This window comes from Pseudonocardia sp. OZ21 (genome assembly GCF_059359135.1).
In genome coordinates, this window is record NZ_JCADBN010000010.1 from 184,986 (window position 1) to 203,094 (window position 18,109).

16 protein-coding genes and 1 pseudogene are annotated in these 18,109 nt (G+C 67.9%); 8 read left to right on the plus strand and 9 right to left on the minus strand.

The window, feature by feature from the left end; all coding sequences use genetic code 11:
- Positions 1–6: 6 nt before the first annotated feature.
- Both AC5L35_RS23250 and AC5L35_RS23255 read right to left on the minus strand, forming a co-directional pair.
- Positions 7–1,227 (minus strand): ABC transporter permease, encoded by a 1,221-nt coding sequence (locus tag AC5L35_RS23250; protein ID WP_495061787.1) that lies wholly within the window; start codon positions 1,225–1,227, stop codon positions 7–9.
- A complete protein-coding gene (locus AC5L35_RS23255; protein WP_495061788.1) occupies positions 1,224–1,928 on the minus strand; it encodes an ABC transporter ATP-binding protein in 705 nt (234 codons plus the stop codon). The genes AC5L35_RS23250 and AC5L35_RS23255 overlap by 4 nt, the downstream gene beginning before the upstream one ends.
- A gap of 716 nt (positions 1,929–2,644) precedes the next feature.
- Here AC5L35_RS23255 and AC5L35_RS23260 point away from each other — a divergent pair.
- Positions 2,645–4,333, plus strand: a complete 1,689-nt coding sequence (locus AC5L35_RS23260) for an esterase-like activity of phytase family protein (protein ID WP_495061789.1) — start codon at positions 2,645–2,647, stop codon at positions 4,331–4,333.
- 32 nt (positions 4,334–4,365) lie between these two features.
- On the opposite strand, the gene AC5L35_RS23265 is transcribed toward AC5L35_RS23260, so the two are convergent.
- Positions 4,366–5,175, minus strand: a complete 810-nt coding sequence (locus tag AC5L35_RS23265) for a methyltransferase domain-containing protein (protein ID WP_495061790.1) — start codon at positions 5,173–5,175, stop codon at positions 4,366–4,368.
- 351 nt (positions 5,176–5,526) lie between these two features.
- Here AC5L35_RS23265 and AC5L35_RS23270 point away from each other — a divergent pair, with 351 nt between their 5' ends.
- Positions 5,527–5,919, plus strand: a complete 393-nt coding sequence (locus AC5L35_RS23270; protein ID WP_495061791.1) for a nuclear transport factor 2 family protein — start codon at positions 5,527–5,529, stop codon at positions 5,917–5,919.
- Between the two features lie 31 nt (positions 5,920–5,950).
- On the opposite strand, the gene AC5L35_RS23275 is transcribed toward AC5L35_RS23270, so the two are convergent.
- Positions 5,951–6,529, minus strand: coding sequence for a TetR/AcrR family transcriptional regulator (locus tag AC5L35_RS23275; RefSeq protein ID WP_495061792.1), 579 nt, complete (start codon positions 6,527–6,529; stop codon positions 5,951–5,953).
- Positions 6,530–6,715: 186 nt separating this feature from the next.
- On the opposite strand from AC5L35_RS23275, the gene AC5L35_RS23280 reads away from it, so the two are divergent.
- On the plus strand, positions 6,716–7,042 hold the full coding sequence (locus AC5L35_RS23280) for a class I SAM-dependent methyltransferase (RefSeq protein WP_495061793.1): 327 nt from the start codon (positions 6,716–6,718) through the stop codon (positions 7,040–7,042).
- A complete protein-coding gene (locus AC5L35_RS23285; RefSeq protein ID WP_495061904.1) occupies positions 6,982–7,458 on the plus strand; it encodes a methyltransferase domain-containing protein in 477 nt (158 codons plus the stop codon). The genes AC5L35_RS23280 and AC5L35_RS23285 overlap by 61 nt, the downstream gene beginning before the upstream one ends.
- 92 nt (positions 7,459–7,550) lie before the next feature.
- On the opposite strand, the pseudogene AC5L35_RS23290 reads toward AC5L35_RS23285, so the two are convergent.
- The 4 genes and pseudogenes from AC5L35_RS23290 to AC5L35_RS23305 form a co-directional block, all read right to left on the minus strand.
- A pseudogene (locus AC5L35_RS23290) lies at positions 7,551–8,096 on the minus strand (zinc-binding dehydrogenase); the annotation flags it as partial.
- On the minus strand, positions 8,035–8,982 hold the full coding sequence (locus AC5L35_RS23295; protein ID WP_495061794.1) for an alpha/beta hydrolase: 948 nt from the start codon (positions 8,980–8,982) through the stop codon (positions 8,035–8,037). The gene AC5L35_RS23295 and the pseudogene AC5L35_RS23290, both read right to left, overlap by 62 nt.
- Positions 8,972–9,739, minus strand: coding sequence for a response regulator transcription factor (locus tag AC5L35_RS23300; RefSeq protein WP_495061795.1), 768 nt, complete (start codon positions 9,737–9,739; stop codon positions 8,972–8,974). The genes AC5L35_RS23295 and AC5L35_RS23300 overlap by 11 nt, the downstream gene beginning before the upstream one ends.
- Positions 9,740–10,010: 271 nt before the next feature.
- Entirely contained in the window at positions 10,011–12,356 is a 2,346-nt protein-coding gene (locus AC5L35_RS23305; RefSeq protein ID WP_495061796.1) for a GMC family oxidoreductase N-terminal domain-containing protein, read from the minus strand.
- A gap of 538 nt (positions 12,357–12,894) precedes the next feature.
- Here AC5L35_RS23305 and AC5L35_RS23310 point away from each other — a divergent pair.
- From AC5L35_RS23310 to AC5L35_RS23325, 4 genes are all read left to right on the plus strand, one after another.
- Positions 12,895–13,704 carry a mycofactocin-coupled SDR family oxidoreductase gene (locus AC5L35_RS23310; protein ID WP_495061797.1) on the plus strand — a complete coding sequence of 270 codons (810 nt, stop codon included), beginning with the start codon at positions 12,895–12,897 and terminating at the stop codon, positions 13,702–13,704.
- Positions 13,705–14,165: 461 nt separating this feature from the next.
- Entirely contained in the window at positions 14,166–14,792 is a 627-nt protein-coding gene (locus AC5L35_RS23315) for an isochorismatase family protein (RefSeq protein WP_495061798.1), read from the plus strand.
- Between the two features lie 95 nt (positions 14,793–14,887).
- Complete coding sequence (locus AC5L35_RS23320) at positions 14,888–16,297, plus strand: FAD/NAD(P)-binding protein (RefSeq protein WP_495061799.1); 1,410 nt, start codon at positions 14,888–14,890, stop codon at positions 16,295–16,297.
- A gap of 46 nt (positions 16,298–16,343) precedes the next feature.
- Entirely contained in the window at positions 16,344–17,333 is a 990-nt protein-coding gene (locus tag AC5L35_RS23325) for an SLAC1 family transporter (protein WP_495061800.1), read from the plus strand.
- Positions 17,334–17,386: 53 nt separating this feature from the next.
- Here AC5L35_RS23325 and AC5L35_RS23330 read toward each other — a convergent pair whose 3' ends face one another.
- The gene (locus AC5L35_RS23330) at positions 17,387–17,857 is read right to left on the minus strand and encodes a MarR family winged helix-turn-helix transcriptional regulator (protein WP_495061801.1); all 471 of its coding nucleotides are present in this window, start codon (positions 17,855–17,857) and stop codon (positions 17,387–17,389) included.
- Positions 17,858–18,109 lie beyond the last annotated feature (252 nt).

The window sequence follows — 18,109 nt, forward strand, 5'->3', positions numbered from 1 at the left end:
TCACGTTCACTGGTAGCGGAGGGCCTCGATGGGGCGCAGCCGTGCCGCGCGGTTCGCCGGATAGCCGCCGGCGACGAGGCCGATCAGCAAGCTGATCGAGAAGGAGAGGACCACCGAGCCGACGGACACCGACGGCGGTGGGAAGTCCGGGACGAGCTGGGGGAGTATCGCGGCGCCCGCGAGCGAGGCGCCGACGCCGATCAGGATCCCGACCAGGCCGCCCAGCCCGCTCAGGAACATCGACTCGAGGAGGAACTGCTGGAGGATTGCGCGGCGACGGGCACCGATCGCCTTGCGGATCCCGATCTCCCGGGTCCGTTCGGTGACGGTGACCAGCATGATGTTCGCGACGCCGATGCTGCCGACGACGAGCGAGATGCCGGCGACGGCACCGGTGAACAGCGTCAGGAACGTGAGGAACTGCGAGGACTGGTCGAGCAGGCTCTGCAGCGCCTGCACGTTGAAGTCACGTTCGGCCGGCTCCCGGATGCCGTGCCGGGCGGAGAGGATGTTCGTGATCTGGTCGGTGGCTGCCGGCACCGTTGCCACGGAGTCGGCCCTGGCGATCATGCTGCTCAGGCTGTCGCCGCCGCCGAGGAGGTAGCTGCGTGCCGCCCCCAACGGCATGATCGCCACGTCGTCCTGCTGGCCGCTGACTGCTGCGACCCCGATGACCCGGAAGATCGTGCGACCGATCCGGATCTCCTTGCCCAGCGCGGCGGCCGCGTTGCCGTCGAAGAGCTCGTTGACCGGGTTCGGGCCGAGGATCACGACCTTGGCCTTCGTCCGGGCCTCCAACTCGGTGAAGTTCCGGCCGACCTGCAGGTCGCGGGCGTTGACCTCGAGATAGTCGGCGGTGGTGCCGGTGATCGACGTCCGGTACTGGCCGCCACCCACGAGCTGGAGCAGCCCGGTGCCGCCGACGACCGGCGTGATCGACTCGACGTTCGGCGCCTTGGCCGAGTCCTGCAGCGCCTCGATGTCGGCGTCGGTGAGGTCCCGGGCGCGTCCGCCGCTGGGCGCGCTGCCCTGCGTCGGGGTGACGGTGATCTGGGTCGCCAGCGATCCGAAGATGTCGTTGAAGCCGGACTGGATGCCGTTGCCGAGGGCGACGAGGATGATGACCGACGCCACGCCGATGACGATGCCGAGCGTGGTGAGTGCGGAGCGGAGCCGGTTCGCCCGGAGACCGCGCAGTGCGATCCGGGCGGTCTCGAGCAGGTTCACGTGTCGGCCCCGACTCCGCTGCCCACGCCGTTGCGGACGTCGCGCACGATCTTGCCGTCGCGCAGTTCGATCACCCGCTTGGCGAACCCGGCGACCTCGTCCTCGTGCGTGATCAGCACGACGGTGCGGCCCGTCTCGTTCAGCTCGGCGAGCAGCCGCATGATCTCGACGGTGGACGCCGAGTCGAGGTTTCCCGTCGGCTCGTCGGCCAGGATCATCGCCGGATCGGTGACCAGCGCCCTCGCGATCGCGACGCGCTGCTGCTGGCCGCCGGAGAGCTCGTTGGGCATGTGGTTCTGGCGGTCGGCGAGCCCGACCCGCTCCAGCGCCGCGCGGGCGCGCGCCCGGCGATTGCGCCGGCCGACTCCGGCGTAGATGAGCGGTAGCTCGACGTTGCGCACCGCCGATGTCCGCGCGATGAGGTTGAAGGACTGGAAGACGAACCCGATCTGACGGTTGCGGATCTCGGCGAGCCGGTTCTCCCGGAGCTTGCTGACGTCGATCCCGTTCAGCATGTACTTGCCGGATGTCGGAACGTCCAGACACCCGAGGATGTTCATCATCGTGCTCTTGCCGGAACCGGAGGGGCCCATGATCGCGACGATGTCGCCCTCATCGATGGTCAGGTCGACCGCGCTCAGCGCATGAACCTTGATCGGTCCTGTGCGGTAGAGCTTGGAGACGGCCTCGAGCTCGATCACATTCCCCCCATCGTGGGAACGCCCGAACCAGGAAAATGCGCCCCCGCTACCCAAACGGCACAAGACCAGCGGGGTTACTCGGGTGAGGTACACCCATCCGAGGGCTTGCAGTGGGCCGGCCGTGACGCTCAGTAGGCCCAGCTGGTCCGCGATGCGGCCCTTACCAGGCGGAATCCGGCGCTGCAGCGTGGAGGCGCCGGGATCCTGTCACCGGCCGCACTCATAAGATCATGTGACGTACGACACGTTTCGGTGGCCGAATCGTTGGTGCCGGCAGGCAGGTTGCGCTCGTTGGCGTCGCAAGCGGCGAACTTCCGCGCCGGACGCACCGTCTGGCCGTGACCGACATCCTCTGCCGGGTCGGCACCCGTCGCGGTACGCGGTGTGCCGCGGTTGCCAGGTGTCGTCAGGCCGGAGAGGTGACGAGAAGAACTCCTGAACAATAGGTGAACCGCGGGGCGAACTGTCCGGATTATTCTTGTTGGCCGACCGGATTCAAGACCGTCGTGAATGATCGTTCAGCGTTCCTGAGGTCCCCTCCATTGTGCTGTTTACCACTGCGTCGACCCGCGCGTTTTCGATCTAGTAGATTCGAGATCCCGTTTGGAGGTCCGGATGCTCCCCATCACATGCAGATCACAGGCAACGGACCGATCATATCCTCGCGCGAGGGCCCATAAGTTTCTGGTATTGCTCGCGCCCGCCAAGGAGACTGAATGCCAGCGTTGCGCTCCACCACGCCCCGACGTCTTGCCCGGTGCGCCGCCGCCACGACACTCGTACTGGCCGCCGCAGCCCTCGCCTGGCCGCTGACGCCGGGCCAGGCCCACGCCGGTGAAGAGCCCTCGAAAGCCACCGCGAATGCCGCCACGTACTCGACCGGTACCGGCGGCGCGCTCGCAGTCGACGCCGCCCACGGCCTGCTGGCAGGCGGCAGTGATCAGATGCTGGTGCACTCCGACCCGCACCACGGCTCGCTGCAGCTCAACCCCGATGGCTCGTTCAAATACGTCCCCGCCCCCGGGTTCACCGGCCACGACAGCTTCACCTACACGGTCAGCAACGCCGTCTCGCTGTACACCGACCACCTCCCGTCCCTGGGCAGCTACGGCAACGTGCCGCTGAACGCAGGTTCGTTCGGCTCCGCGGTGACGACGGTGCCGGGACACTCCGACGAGGTCTACGGACTCGAGGACCGCGGCCCCAACGTCGCCGCTGCGAACGGAGACGTCATCGAGCCGATCCCCGACTACGACCCGGCGATCGCCCTGTTCAAACTCGACTCGGGCGGTCGGGCGACGCTGATCCGCGAGATCCCGCTCGCCGACCACTCCGGTCATCCGTACTCGGGCCGGGTCAACCCTGACAACCCGACGGGCGAGAAGACCGAGGACCTGGGCGGCCATGTCCTCGCGCCCGACCCGAACGGCTACGACCCCGAGGGCCTCGTCGCGCTGCCCGACGGCACGTTCTGGGTCTCGGACGAGTACGGCCCGTTCATCACGCACTTCGATGCCGGCGGCCGCGCTGTCCAGCGCCTCTCGCCGAAAGACGGAACGCTCCCCAAAGAACTGCTCAACCGCGTGCCGAACCGCGGTATGGAGGGCCTGACCATCACGCCGGACGGCAGGACCCTCGTGGGTCTGATGCAGTCCGGGCTCCAGCAGCCGGACCTCGACGGACAAGACGCTACGGAGCTCGCGCCGACGCGGATCGTCACCTGCGACCTGCAGACGCATGCCCTCCACGAATACCTCTATCTGCTGCACGATCCGAAGTCGAACGACACGGCAAACAGCGAGATCACCGCGCTGTCGGACACGACGTTCCTCGTCGACGAGCGCGATGCCGAATTCCCGAAAGCGGACGGCTACAAGAAGCTCTGGAAGATCGACCTGAGTGACGCGACGGACGTCGGACCGTCGGCGAGCGTGCCCGGTGCGACCTACGACGCGTCGAAGGGCCTGCTCGTCGGCGGCAAGACGATCGAGGCGCTCTCGCTCACGGATCGGGGGAAGCCGCAGACGACCGCGGACGCTCTGAAGAGCTACCAGGGCCTCGGGATCACGCCCGTCGCCGATTCGCAGTTCCTCGACCTGGACCGCCTGCTGGCGTCGCTGGACCCGCACCCGGTCGACGGATACAGCCGCTTCTTCTCCCACGACAAGGTCGAGGGGGTCGCCGCGCTGGACGGTGGCAAGACGCTGATCATCAGCAACGACAGCGACTTCGGCATCTCCGATATCTCGGGCTCGACGCCGAAGCCGCCGTACAACCTCGAGTCGAAGCTCAGCCCGGCGACCGGCCAGCAGGACAACGGCGAGTACCTGCGGATCGATATGACCAAGCTGGCCGGCAGTTCCGCGGCGACCACCACGGCCACCGCGACGATCGACGTCGGCTAGCCATCTGAGCCGGCGACGGCCCGGCGCGCCGGTCAGGGGCGGCAGAGCACCTCGCCGTTGACGATGGCGAACCAGCCGTCGGGGTGGGCGGCCCACTCGCGCCATGCCGCGGAGATGTCGGCGAGCTCGTCGGCGTCGGCGTGCCCGCCGTCGAGCGCCTGCTGCGTGATCGACGTGGTGAGGATGCGGTCCGCCCACAGCCCGCCCCACCAGTTCCGCTGCTCGGGCGTGGCGTAGCACCAGACGGACGCGCTCGGCGCGACGGAGGACGCCCCCGCGGCATGCGCCCATGACAGGAGGTGGCGGGCGGCGTCGGGCTCGGCGCCGTTGCCCGTGGCGATGGCGCGGTAGATCTCCAGCCAGCGGTCGAGCCTGGGGTCGGCGGGATACCAGGTCATCGCCGCGTAGTCCGCGTCGCGCGCTGCGACCACCGCGTCGGGACGGCAGACGCGCAGCATCTCTCGCAGCGCTGCGACGGGGTCGCTCAGGTGTTGGAGCACCTGGTGGGCGTGCACGACGTTGAACGAGTCCTCGGCGGCGTCGAGGGCGTAGACGTCGCCGACCGCGAAGGTGACGTTGCCGAGCCCGGCTTCCGCGGCCAGCGTGCGGGCGCCGTCGAGCGGGCTGGCCGAGCTGTCGATCCCGAGTACGGGGCCGGGGGCGACCCGCGCGGCGATGTCGACGGTGATGGTGCCGGGGCCGCAGCCGACGTCGAGGACGTCGGCGCCGGGCCGCAGGTACGCGGCCAGGTAGGCGGCGGAGTTGTCGACAGTCCGGATGAGGTGCGAGCGCAGGACGCTCTCGGCATGCCTGTGGGTGTAGGTCTCTCGGTCGGCGCGCATGCCGTCGATGCTCGTCCTCGGCGTCCATATAGTGCAACAGTTCTCCCAGATAATGAGAAGATGACGTGTTTGTGCAGGTGGCGAGATGAATTGATGGCGGGAACACTGCCGAAACCATGTCCTGCAGCGCGGGGGAGAGGTCGGATCGAGGACGCGCCGGCCGGACACGCGCCGCCACCGGAGGCGAGACCCCCCTTTAATAGAGCGAGTGCTCGTTTTATGCTCGCGGAGCATCGCGCAGCGCGATCAGCGTCGGCGCCGCCCGTGCCTCCCTCGCCGCCTGTTCCCCGGACCGCGAGGGGTCGGCAGACCGCGGGGCCGATCCCCGGTACGAACGACGACAGGACACCAGTGACAGCATCGACAGATCCGATCGACCGGCTCCACGCCGCCATCAACTCGCACGACGCACAGCAGGTCGCGGACTGCTTCACCACTGACTACCGGGTCGAGATTCCGCACCGGCCCGCTGAGGGGTTCACCGGTTCCGCCCGCGTGCTCGCGAACTGGACCGCGATCTTCGACCGGCTGCCGGACCTGCGGGCGACGGTGCTGCGCCGTGCTGAAACCGGTGCCGAGACGTGGTCGGAGTGGGAGATGGTCGGCACCGGTCCGGGCGGGGCACAGGCGCTCATGTGCGGACCGGTCGTGATGACCACGCGTGACGGACGAATCGACTGGGCCCGGTTCTACCTGAATCCGGTCCCGCCGACGGTCCTGCCCCGCGCGCCCGCGGGCGGATGAGCACCCGGCGCCGCGCGGTCGAGCGGATCGCTCAGCCGCGCGGTGCCTCGTCAGGTGGGGGGTCGACGAGACTCGCCAGGGCGGCGACGAACCGTGGCTGGTCGACGGGCACCCCCGCCGCGACCAGCGCCGCCATTCCGATGACGGCGGACAGGGCGACCTGGGCGAGGGCCTCGTCGTCGGGACCACGCTGGTCCGGCTCCGCACCATCGCGGAGGAGATCGACGAGATGGTCCTGGAGCCGCTGGTGGATCGGCGCAACCCGGGCAGCCAGCTGCGGCTCGACCGCTGCCTCTCCCCAGATCTGGATGGACAGCCGGGCGTGGCTGCGTCCGGGCCCGACCTCGTCGGCCAACCGGGCCAGCAGTTCGGACGCCCGCTCGACCGGGAACCCGTCGCCGACCTCTCCGCCGTGACCCTCGCCCGTGGCCACCACCAGATCGACCTTGCTCGGGAAGTAGCGGTAGATCGCGCCCATCGACAGGCCCGATGCCTGCACGACGTCACTCATGCTGGTCCTGGCGAAGCCACGTTCGGCGAACAGCGTGGCCGCGGCATCCAGAATCTGCCGGCGACGTGCCGCCAGATGCTCCGCGCTGACCCGTGGCACCACTACCCCTCACCCGATCCCCCGGAGCCGACCCACGCCGCCAGTGATCGGGGCACCACCGAATGAATCATAGAGCGGACGATCGCTCCACCCACTGCGTGTATGAGCCCGGGCGGGAGCTGCTCAGCGGCGAACATCACCACGTCGAGGTGATCGGGAACGGCCGCAGAGAGTCACCATTGAGGAATGAGCTTCGAAGTCACGGCCGACGCCTACGCGCGCTACATAGGTCGCTTCTCCGAGCCGCTCGCGAGCCGATTCGCGGACCTGTTGCAGCTACGACAGGGCCGGCGCGCCCTGGACGTCGGCTGCGGATCAGGTGCACTGACCGCAGTGCTCGTCGGACACCTGGGGGCCGGCGCCGTCACGGCCGTCGACCCGTCCGAGTCGTTCGTCGCCGCCGTGCGGACGCGCCTGCCCGGGTTGACGTCCGCCGCGGCGCGGCAGAGCACCTGCCGTTCGAGGATGCCGCCTTCGACGTCACAGCCGCCCAGCTCGTCGTGCATTTCATGACCGATGCCCTGGCCGGGCTGAAGGAGATGTCCCGCGTCACGCGACCCGGTGGGCTCGTCGCCGGGTGTGTCTGGGACAACGGGGCCCGTTGTCCCCCGTTCTGGCGGGCGGCGCACGACCTCGACCCGGACGTGACCGAGTCCGATCGCGCCGGCTCGCGCGAGGGCCAGCTCGCCGACCTGTTCGCCGCGGCAGGACTGCGGGACGTCCGGTCCTCGGAGTTGGCCGTCACGGTGACCTACCCGTCCCTCGAGGACTGGTGGGAACCACTGACGCTCGGCGTCGGCGCCACCGGCAGCTCAGGGCTCGACGACGCCCGGCTGGCGGCGCTGCGGGCCCAGTGCGCCACAGAGCTTCCGCCGCCACCGTTCGGGATCACGGGCGTCGCGTGGTCGGCGGTGGGTGTGGCGGCCTGAGCCTCGCCACCTGCCGTCGCCCTCAGATCGTTATCGACACCTTTCCGAAATGGCCCTGCGTGAGGAGATGGTCGATTGCTCCTTGGGCTTCCGCAAAGGGAAACGACCGTGTCTGCTCCGCGCCCGCCGGTGATGTCCGCGACCGCGCTGCTCCATCTCGGCTGCCGGCGATAGTTGATCGTATGGTCCGCGCCCAGCTTGCGCCCGCGTTCCAGCTTGGAGTCCGACGATGAGGTGAGAACAACTGAGGCACCGGCAATCTTGGCAAATCCGAGAGCGAAGAGCGACACGCCCCCGGCACCTTGAATCACGACGGTATCGCCAGACCGCACGTTCGCCAGTGACAGGGCGCGCCATGCCGTCACGCCGGCGCAGTCCAGGGTGGAAGCTTCGACGCCGGACAGGTGAGCAAGCGTGGTGCGCGAATGCGCAGCAGGACTTCTCCTGATCGAGGGCGAGCCACCGCGCGAATGATCGGCTGGGGCAGCTTTCCCGGACTGTCGACCAGATATGCAAGCGAATGCACGTCGGCTCCTCCCGCCGTTCGGCACGGTGACAAGCAGGTTCAGCCCGAGGTCATGCCGCGACCCCGCAGCGCACATGACCGCTGATCCACGAGCTGATCCGGTCCAGTGCATGTTTCCCGAGCGGAGGGACGACGGTGATGAATCCGTGGATGGCGCCGGGGTAGAAGTCCATCTCGGCCTCATTGCCGGCCGCGCGCCAGCGCTCTGCCATGAACAGGACGTCGTCGAGCAGCGGGTCGAGCTCCCCGATGGTGAACAGGGCAGGTGGCAAACCGGTGAGGTCGGCGTACAGCGGGGAGATCGTGGGGTTGCGCAGCACCGCGGCCGTGTCGGGGAAGACCACCTTGCGGGTGCTGCGCAGGAAGGACGTGTTGACGATCGGCGTGGCGGGGGTCGCCAGGCGCTCGGCAAGGGTCAGGGACGGGTCGAATACGCCGTAGGCGAAGCTGATCCCGACCACGCGGTCGATCGCGCCGAGCCTGTCGCGAACGTGCAGCACCGACAGCGAAGCAAGATGCGCGCCAACGGAGTTTCCGCTGATGAGCAGCTTCTCGGTGCCGAACTCGGAAGCGGCATTGTCGAGCAGCCACTCGGCGGCGGCCAGCACGTCCTCGAGGCCGGCCGGGTAGGGATGTTCGGGCGCCAGTCTGTAGTCGACGCTCACCGTCGCGACGCCGGCTTCCCGGGCGATGAGTGTGTTGGCGTAGTCGTTCTCTTCGGGACTGCCACCGAACCAGCCGCCGCCGTGCACGTCGAGCAGGACGGCTCGGGCTGCCCCGTCCGGCCGGATGATCCGGACACGCACATCGCCGGCAGCACCCGGAATCAGCTTGTCCACAGCGCCGTCGGCCCGCGGCGCGTTGTCCGCCGACAACCGCAGCATGGCCAGCCCGTCCGGTGTCGCGGGATCGGGCATCGGCTTGGAAGCCCTCTCTGCGGTGATCACCCGCGCAGCCTCCCGGTCGACGTCCGGGATCGGAATCGTGCTATAGAACATGGATGTCATCTCGCTCTTCTGTTGCGTGATCCGGTAGCAGAACCTTGTCGGCACCAGGAGTGGCTACTTCTGCGTGCGGCGGACCCTGCGGGATCTCAAATCGAAGACCGGCCCCTCGGACGGTGCGTAGGTAACGCGGTTCCCTCGCGGTCTCTCGTAGCTTGCTGCGTAGCCAGGAGATGTGGACCTGTACCGTCGTACAACGACAGGTATCAGGCAGTCGCCACACCTCCGTCAGTAGCTCGCGGAGGGTGACCACTTCGCCGGCACGAAGAGCCATGTACACCAGTAGGTCGTACTCCTTGGGCGAGAGGCACAGCGTTCTGCCGTCCACCTCGACGATTCGCTTCGCAACGTCGATCGTCAATCCGCCGAAGGCGAGTATCGATCGGCCTCGGGCGGTTTCGGATTCGACCCGCAGTGCGGCCCCCACCTTGGCCAGTAAGAGATCGGCACTGAACGGGCGAACCATGTAGCTGTCGGCGCCGGCGTTCAGTGCTGTGACGATACGGTGCTCGTCGGAGCGAGAGGTGATGGCAATGACCGGAGCCCGCGCGGCAGCCCGCAACGTGGGCAGCAAATGCATCGTGAACTGATCGGGCAGCTCGAGGTCCACCAGCACGAGATGGGGCTGTGCGGTGACGGCTGTACGTAGCCCGGCTATGGCGGTGGGAGCCGTACTGACGAGGTGGTCGGACAGTTCGAGCGCCGATGATACAGCCGCGTCCGGACAGGCCGGCATGTCCTCGATAACCAAGATGCGTGGCAGGATAGTGCGCCTTTCCTGGCCGTGCGTTGATGCTGGTATCCATCCTGTTCTCTGAAATGCGGCTCGACAATAACCCCTGAGGGGTATTTTCCGCGCAGGCGTCTGGTGCGCCACATGACGCATTCGGTGCGCCAAGTCGTGCGCTCGGGCCGGAGGAACGCGTCGATCAGCACCCCGAGGTCAGCTTCGACGTGGGCGAGATGGGCGCACTGGACGTCGCGAAGCCCTACTGACGACCCCGTCTCGCGCGGGCATCACGTCACATATCGCTCGCCTGGAGGTAGCGGAGGGCATCGAGGCGAGAGCGCACGCCGAGCTTCCGGAAGATGTGCTTCATGTGTTGTTTGACCGTGTTCGTGGCGATTCCCAGGTCGATGGCGATCTCGGCGTTCTGCAGCCCACTCGTGGCGAGGACGAGCACTTCGCGTTCACGCTTGGTCAGCACCCCGATGGCATCGGGACGGGCCACAGCCGGCAGGTCGTCGTGCTCACCGGCGCGCACGTCGTCCAGTCGAAGGGTCTGGGTGTCTCCATCCGTCCAGCTGGGTGGGGCCGACAGCTCCGCTGCCGGCCTGCACCGCGCGTGGGTGACCGCGTTTGCCAGCGCGATCGCCAGGAATCCGCCCAGCCGGTCGGCGACAGCCAGTTCCTGCGAGGTGAAGGGCGGGCGCCTGGTCCGTCGCGCAACGGTGGCCGTCCCCACCGGCCGGCCACTGTGGAGGAGCACCGTGAACAGACAGTGCTTGAAACCGTAGCGCGACAGGACGAGGCCTTCCGGCGACCGCTGGTGCTCGATCGCCCGGCTGTGGATCATCGCGTCGTGCACGGGGAACCGCGAGGCGAGCGACTTTCGCAGGTAGACGTTCGTGCGGCGGGAGATCGACTCGAAGTCGAGAAGCATTCTCACCGGCGCACCTCGGGCCGTCGCGACCACGCTCTGGTAGCGGTGATCGATCAGATGGATCGCGCCCGAGTCGGCCTTCAGCAGGCGAATGAGCTCCGGCAACGTCCGCCGCTGGACGGTGCCGGGGTCGAGTGAGCCGCACGCCAGCTCGCCGAATCGGGCAACGTCCTGCCAGTCGACGCTGCTCATGGTTTCTCGGGTCCCGTTGTATTCATGGGTGGTCGCACTCGGGAGTTCATGGTTGTTCGGCATGCGCGCCCGGGCTACACGGTCGATGGGGCGCGCAGAAGGTGAGCGGCGCGTTCGGCGACTGCGTACACCGTGGCGTTGGTGTTGGCGTTGACCGGGGACGGCATCACCGAGGCGTCGATCACGCGCAGCCCCTCGATCCCGCGCACCCGCAAGTCGGCATCGACCACGGCATTCTCGTCGGTTCCTGCGCGGCAGGTGCCCGCGTAGTGGAAGTAGGTGTGCACGCTGCGGCGTACGTAGAAGCGGCGCCGCGTGCGGATCGGCGCTGGTCAACCGGACCGAACCTCGGCTGAACGGCGCCAGAGTCGCGACGACGATGGTGTAGCCGGCGCCTCGCTCCGGGCTCGGGACCGTATCGCCCAGCATCGGCGCGACCGCGCAGAACAGTTGCACGTCCGGCCATCCCGCGTCGGGGGTGGTGCGGATCGTGCCCTTGGCCTCGCCCCCGCCATTGCCCACACCGGCCACGACGGGCTGCCGCGCTCGGTACACCACGCCCGTCAGCGGGTGATCGTGCAGGTTCGCGCCCACCCCGGGAAGGTCGACGACAACCGGGACCCCGACCTCGCCCAGGTGCGGCTGCGGGCCGACGCCGGAGCGCATCAACAGTTGCGGTGAGCCGATCGCACCGGCGGCCAGCACAACGTCACGGCCGCACTCCACACTGACGGACTGCGAGCCGACACCGTACTCGACTCCGGTGCAGCGCTCACCGCTGAAGCGGAGCCGGTGCACCAGCGCGTCGGTGACGAGATCGAGGTTGGGCCGTCGCAGCGCCGCCCCCAGGTAGGCGTCCGCCGCGCTCTGCCGCCTGCCGTCGACGATCGTGAACTCCGCCCAGCCGAATCCCTCCTGCACGCCACCGTCGATGTCGTCGACGATCGGATGACCGACCTGCCCGGCCGCCTCCAGCATGGTCTCCGACAGTGGATGGGGCGGGGACACCCGCCACAACCGCAACGGACCGCCCCGGCCCCGCACAGCCGGGTCCCGGCCCTCGACGTGCTCGGTACGTGTGAAGAACGGCAGCAGGTCGTCGAACCCCCAGCCCTTCGCCCCCGCCGCGACCCACGCGTCGTAGCTTGCCCGGTGGCCCCGGATGAACGACATCGCGTTGATGGCCGAGGACCCACCCACGCCGCGACCGCGCGTCAACCGCACGCGCGGGCTGCCGGGCACACCCACCGACACGTCGTCCCAGTCCATCGAGGAACCCGCCAACGACGGCCAGGCCTGGGGGTCGGCAGCGGCCGGCAGCGGATCCCGACTCCCTGCCTCCAGCAGCAGCACCCCGGTGCCGGCGTCCTCGGTCAGCCGGGACGCGAGCACACAACCGGCCGTCCCGGCACCGACGATCACGACGTCGTACGAATGCATCTGTCGAGCTCCCATGTAGATGTGTATTCCCTTTTGCCGGGAGGCTGATCGTTGCGCCGCCGAGCACGGCAACGATGAATGGTCCGCGTGCCCGACCGCGCTGTCTGCGCCGCCGGATATACGACCCCCCGGCGGCGATGCCCGGGATGGCCATGGTGTGCTGCCGGCGATGACTGATCCGCCTTTGGTAGTCAGCACATATGACTAATCGTACAACGTCGGCTGGCCGAGGGCTGACGGTCGCCTGACTGCCCGGAGGACCATGCGCCGCTACCTTGCGTCCGAGTCGTCGATCTGTTAGTCATGTTTTATGACCATGTTCTGCTGATCGTTGTGGCGCGCGCTCGCAGTTCCTCGGGATAGTCCGTTTTCGTAGATTTGATGTCGACTGTGGGATTTTGAGTAGGTCCCCGACGGTAGTGCGGATGGCATCCGGCGGCTGGTGTCGGGACCATCTTTACTCCGGTTGTGTTCCGGTGGCCTTCGAAGAGGAAATGTCTCCCAGTTGAGGAAAAAATGTCCGTCCGGAGGTGGTTCGATGCGGTCGACTGGGGTGACTCGGTTGGGCCTGGGAAATGGTCGTGCGGCGCAGGACGAGGAGGAGGTTACGATGGCAGGACGTCTCGAGGGCAAGGTCGCGCTGATCTCCGGCGCGGCGCGGGGGCAGGGACGGTCGCACGCGGTACGGCTCGCCCAGGAGGGCGCGGACATCATCGCGTTCGACGTGTGCCGCCGGCTCGCGACGGTGCCCTACCCGATGGCCACGCCGGAGGACTTTGCGGAGACGGTCGCGCTCGTGGAGAAGTCCGGCCGCCGGATCATCGCGCGGGAGGCGGACGTGCGCGACTCCGCGGCCGTGCAGGCCCTGGTCGACGAGGGAGTGCGCGAGTTCGGCCGCCTGGACGCGGTGTGTGCCAACGCGGGAATCGGCGGGGTCGCGGAGAACACCTGGTCGATCACCGACGACGAGTGGGAGGAGATGATCGCGGTCGACCTCACCGGGGTGTGGAAGACCGTGAAGGCCGCGGTGCCGGCGATGATCCGGGGCGGCGACGGCGGCTCGATCGTGATCACCAGTTCGGCGGCGGGTCTGAAGGGTATGCCGGGCGCTGCCCATTATGTGTCGGCCAAGCATGGCCTGGTCGGTTTGATGCGCACGCTGGCCAACGAGTTGGCCCCGTTCTCCATCCGTGTGAACACGGTGCACCCGACGGGTGTCAACACGCCGATGGTGGTCAACGAGTTCATGGCGCAGGCGCTGTCGAGCGCGGACGGGTCGTTCAACCTGCAGAACGCGTTGCCGGTGGAGTTGGTCGAGCCGGTGGACGTCTCCAACGCGATCGTGTGGCTCGCTTCGGAGGAGGCCCGCTACGTCACCGGCGTGGCGCTGCCGGTGGACGCCGGGCTCCTGCAGCGGTAACCGCCCCGGCCCCGTCCCGCCGGTGCAGGACTGCTCACGACTGCTCGCCCCTGATAGTCCGAATACATGACTATAGTGCGCCATTTGCTCACGGAAGCCCGAGGCCTCCACCTGGACGTCGAAAGGTCCACTTTGGGCGATATCGGACGTCCATCGGTGTGGAGGTCAACAGGTAATGTGGCAGCTGCAATGGGTCTGGCCTGGGGATATGTTCGCCAATTGATCGAATGTGGCTGGTCGTGTCCGGCGGGTGCAGTGATGAACGTTTGACGGGCCCACGGTGGTCCATGGGCACAACCTTGCGCCCGGGCCGCGCCTGTGTTAGTCCTGGTTTATGACAAGAGGTTTCCGGTCATGGTGCTCTCGATGTCGGCCGACCTCCTGTTCGGTGTTTCGCACGTGCCGTGCATCGATGTCGCACCCACATCCGACCCATCCCGTCCCTGGTTGAAGGAGAAGTCATGTCTGCAGACACGTTCACCGAGCGGCTGAGCCGCGACAACACCGCGGTAGTGCTCGTCGACCACCAGGTCGGCCTCTACAGCGGCGTCCGGGACATCTCGGTCGGCGACCTGAAACACAACGTCGTGGCCATGGCCAAGGCTGCCAAGGTGCTGGGGTTGCCGCTGGTGGTCACCACGACCGCAGCCGACAGCATGTGGGGCCCGCTCATTCCGGAACTGGCCGCAGTACTGCCTGCGGACCTGACGGTGATCGACCGGTCCACCGTTAACGCCTGGGACGACGAACGCGTCGTCGCGGCCATCCGGGCAACCGGTCGACGGCACCTGATCATTGCCGGAGTGTCGACCGAAGTATGTCTGGCGCTTCCGGCCATGGCCGCGGTGGCCGAGGGGTTCTCGGCCTACGCCGCGATCGACGCCTCCGGAACGTTCTGGCAGGCCAAGCGGGAAGCCGGGTTGCTGCGGATGGCGCAGGCAGGCGTTATTCCGGTCGACTACTCGAACGTGATGGTCGAGATCCTCGCCGACAACGCCGACCCGCTCGCGCTCGACGTCTACGCCGCTCTCGACATGCCCTTCGCTGTGCTCGTCGGCCAGATCGCCGACGCGTACACCAAGCACTGAACCGAAACGACGCCGGCAGATGACCGGCTGGTGACAACATTTCCGCTCGTCCACCGGTCGCGCGAGCAGCGGGCCGATATTCATGGGAGTGCAGCGTGAGTGGAAGGTTCAGTAACGGTTCCAGGAAACTGGACGGCCCGCCGGCAACCGTGGCGATCGTCGGTGGGGGTGCGAGCGGCACGCTCAGCGCGATTCATCTGCTGCGCGCAAACAGCGACCCGAACTTTCGGGTCGTGCTGTTCGAGGCCGACGCCCGGGGCCGCCACCTCGGGGTCGCCTACGGTACGACCGACGATCGACATCTGCTCAACCTCCGCGCGCAGATGATGAGCGCATTTCCGGACGAGCCCGACCACTTCGTCGAATGGGCCCGGCAGGCCGGCCGCGGGTGGAAACCCACCGACTTCCTGCCGCGGATGGCCTACGGCAACTACTTGCGAGACCTGGTCAGCGAGTTCGGTGACCATCGGTTGAGCATCGTCGCTGCCCGGGTCGAGGACGTGGTGGCCCATGACGGAGGCTTCGAGGTCACGACGGACGGCACGAGCACGCGTGCCGGGTCCGTCGTGCTCGCGTACGGCGTCGGCGTGCCCCGCCGGTTGGAGACCACCGCGGGGCCGCTTCCGGACGCCGCGTGGCATCTGCAGAATCCGTGGGATCTCGGGGCGATCGCCCGCGTGCCCGACGACGCCACGATCGTCATCGCCGGAAGCGGCCTCACTGCCGTCGATGCTGCGATCACGCTCCTGGAAGACGCCCCGCGGCGTCGGGTGGCGATGGTCAGCCGCCGCGGTGACCTGCCGCGCGCCCATCTCGAGGAGGTGCCGGCCTGCTGGGTGACCCCGATTCCACCGGGGCCGTTGACCACGGACGGTCTTGCCGAACTGGTCTACGACCAGATCGCACGAGCCCGGCGCCACGGCGTCGACTGGCGCGCGGTCCTCGACGGCATGCGCCCGCAGTCGCAGTCGATCTGGCGTCGCCTCGACCGGTGCCAGCGCCGCCGTTTCCTCGCCGAGTACGAGCATGACTGGCACGTGCACCGGAATCGGATGGCTCCGCAGATCTCCGCCCGGCTCAGGGCTTTTACCGAAAGCGGGCGGCTCACCCTCCACGGCGGCGGCCTCCGGTCCGTGGAAGACCTCGGCATCCGCTGCCGCGTGCACCTCGGCGACACCACGATCGAGTCGGACGCCGTCGTCAACTGCACCGGCCCGCTGAGCGACATCACGAGAACCACGGACCCGCTACTGCGTAGGCTGCTCGACCGCGACAGCATCGCGCCCGACCCGCTCGGCCTGGGGATCTCCTGCACCCAGCCCGGCGAGCTTCTCGACAGCCACGGTAGCGCCGTTCCGGGCATGTACGCCATCGGCCCGCCCACCCGGGGAACTGTCTGGGAAGCCATTTCCGTACCCGAGATACGAGGCCAGGCCGCCCGACTCGCCGAGCATCTGACGAAAACCGTGAAAGCGATCGGCGCACCGGTGCCCACGGGACGGTGAGAGGCAAGTCGACACACCATTGACGCTGCTGAGAGGAACCGCGATCATGCCCGTCGCACGGGTACCACTCAACTTCTTCGGAATGCCGTTCGGACTCGCCGGGTTGGGCGGATGTTGGCTGACGGCGGCCGAGTACGGTCGGGCCCCGCGAGCGGTGGGCGAGGCGATCCTGGTCGTTTCCGCCGTGGTGTGGCTGATCGTCGTCGGCCGCTACGCGCGCGACGCTCTGTTCGACCGGCCCGCCTTTGCCCGTGACCTGCTCGACGACGTCGCGGGCCCCTTCGCGTCCCTGGCGGTGATCACACCGATGCTGTTGGCGGCCGAAGGGCTCCATCCGTACGCGCCGCTGGCCGGCACCATCGTGACCGACGTGTTCATCGGCCTGACCGTCCTGCTCGGGGCGTGGTTCACCGGTCAGTGGATCTACGGCGCCGTCGACATGGACAAGTTCCACCCGGGCTACTTCCTGCCGACCGTCGCCGGCGGCCTGGTCGCCGCGTTCGCGGCCGCCGCCGTCGGCCAGCCTCGGCTGGCGGAGGTCATGTTCGGGCTCGGCACGATCTGCTGGCTCGTCGTCGGCTCGATCATCCTGACGCGGATGTTCTTCCGGCCGCTGCTGCCGGGTCCGCTGCTGCCGACAGTGGCCATCGAGGTCGCCCCGCCTGCGGTCGCGAGCCTGGCCTACTTCACGATGACCGGCGACCGCGTGGACATCGTCGCGTCGATGCTGGCCGGCTACGGCCTGTTGATGACGCTGGCGCAGCTACGGTTGCTTCCCGCCTACCTGAAGTTGCCGTTCATGCCCAGCACCTGGGCATACACCTTCAGTTGGGCCGCGGTGGCCAACGTGGCAATGCACTGGGTCAACGCCACCCGGCCGAGCGGCTACGCCCTGTACCACTACGTGATCCTCGCGGCGATCACCGTGTTCATCGGAGGCGTCGCCCTGCGCACCGTGATCGCGCTCAGCCGCCACCAGCTGATGCCGACGCCGATCCCTCGGGTAGTCGTCTCCTCCGCCGGGGCCGGAAGCTGACCGGGACCCGCCGCCGCAGCTGGTGCGACGCTTCTCACGTCGACCATGATCGATCACTCGTCGGGGAGATGGCCGACGTAACTGCGCTGGTTTTCGGTGACCTGGAAGAAAATGCGCTTGAACAGCTGGTAGTCCTCACGCCCCACGATTTGTGCGTGGCGCCGCTGCATGGCGGCCAAGATGAGGTCGGCAGCGCGCATTTGCGCCAGGCCGCGCTCCGTCGGGAAAACAAGCTTGGCCCGACCGTCGCTCGGGTCCGGCCGCCGCTCCACGTAGCCCAGGCCCTCGAGCTCGTCGATAAGCGTCCCGATGTTCTGTTTGTGCTGGTGTGACAGACGAGACAGCTCGGAGGGGCGCACCCCGTCGGCATCGAGGTAGGCCAGAACCGCGCCGTGCCTGTACTTGAGGTCATCGAAGCCCAGCTCGGCCAGCGCCGTGAACAGCTCGCCCTGCACCGCGAACAAGAGTCGACCAGCTAGCACGCCCAGATCTGGATCAGTTGAGTTCCGCTCTGCGCGGGTCACCACCGGTCGTGCTCCTATCGCTTGCTCCACACTGCCGTCAGTAATTTAACGACTGACGCGACTCCTTACGATAGGCCTCCGCGCCGCGCGGGCACACCCAGATCAAGAACCTCCTGGGAGAGATCGCGTCCCCGTCCGACCTGCGCGGTGCTCCCGCCCCATGACGGGGAGGCTGCGGCGGGGACGGCGGAGCGCAGGGATGCAGCAACCGACCTGGGCTACTCGCCGGCGGCGTGACACATGCCGACGGCC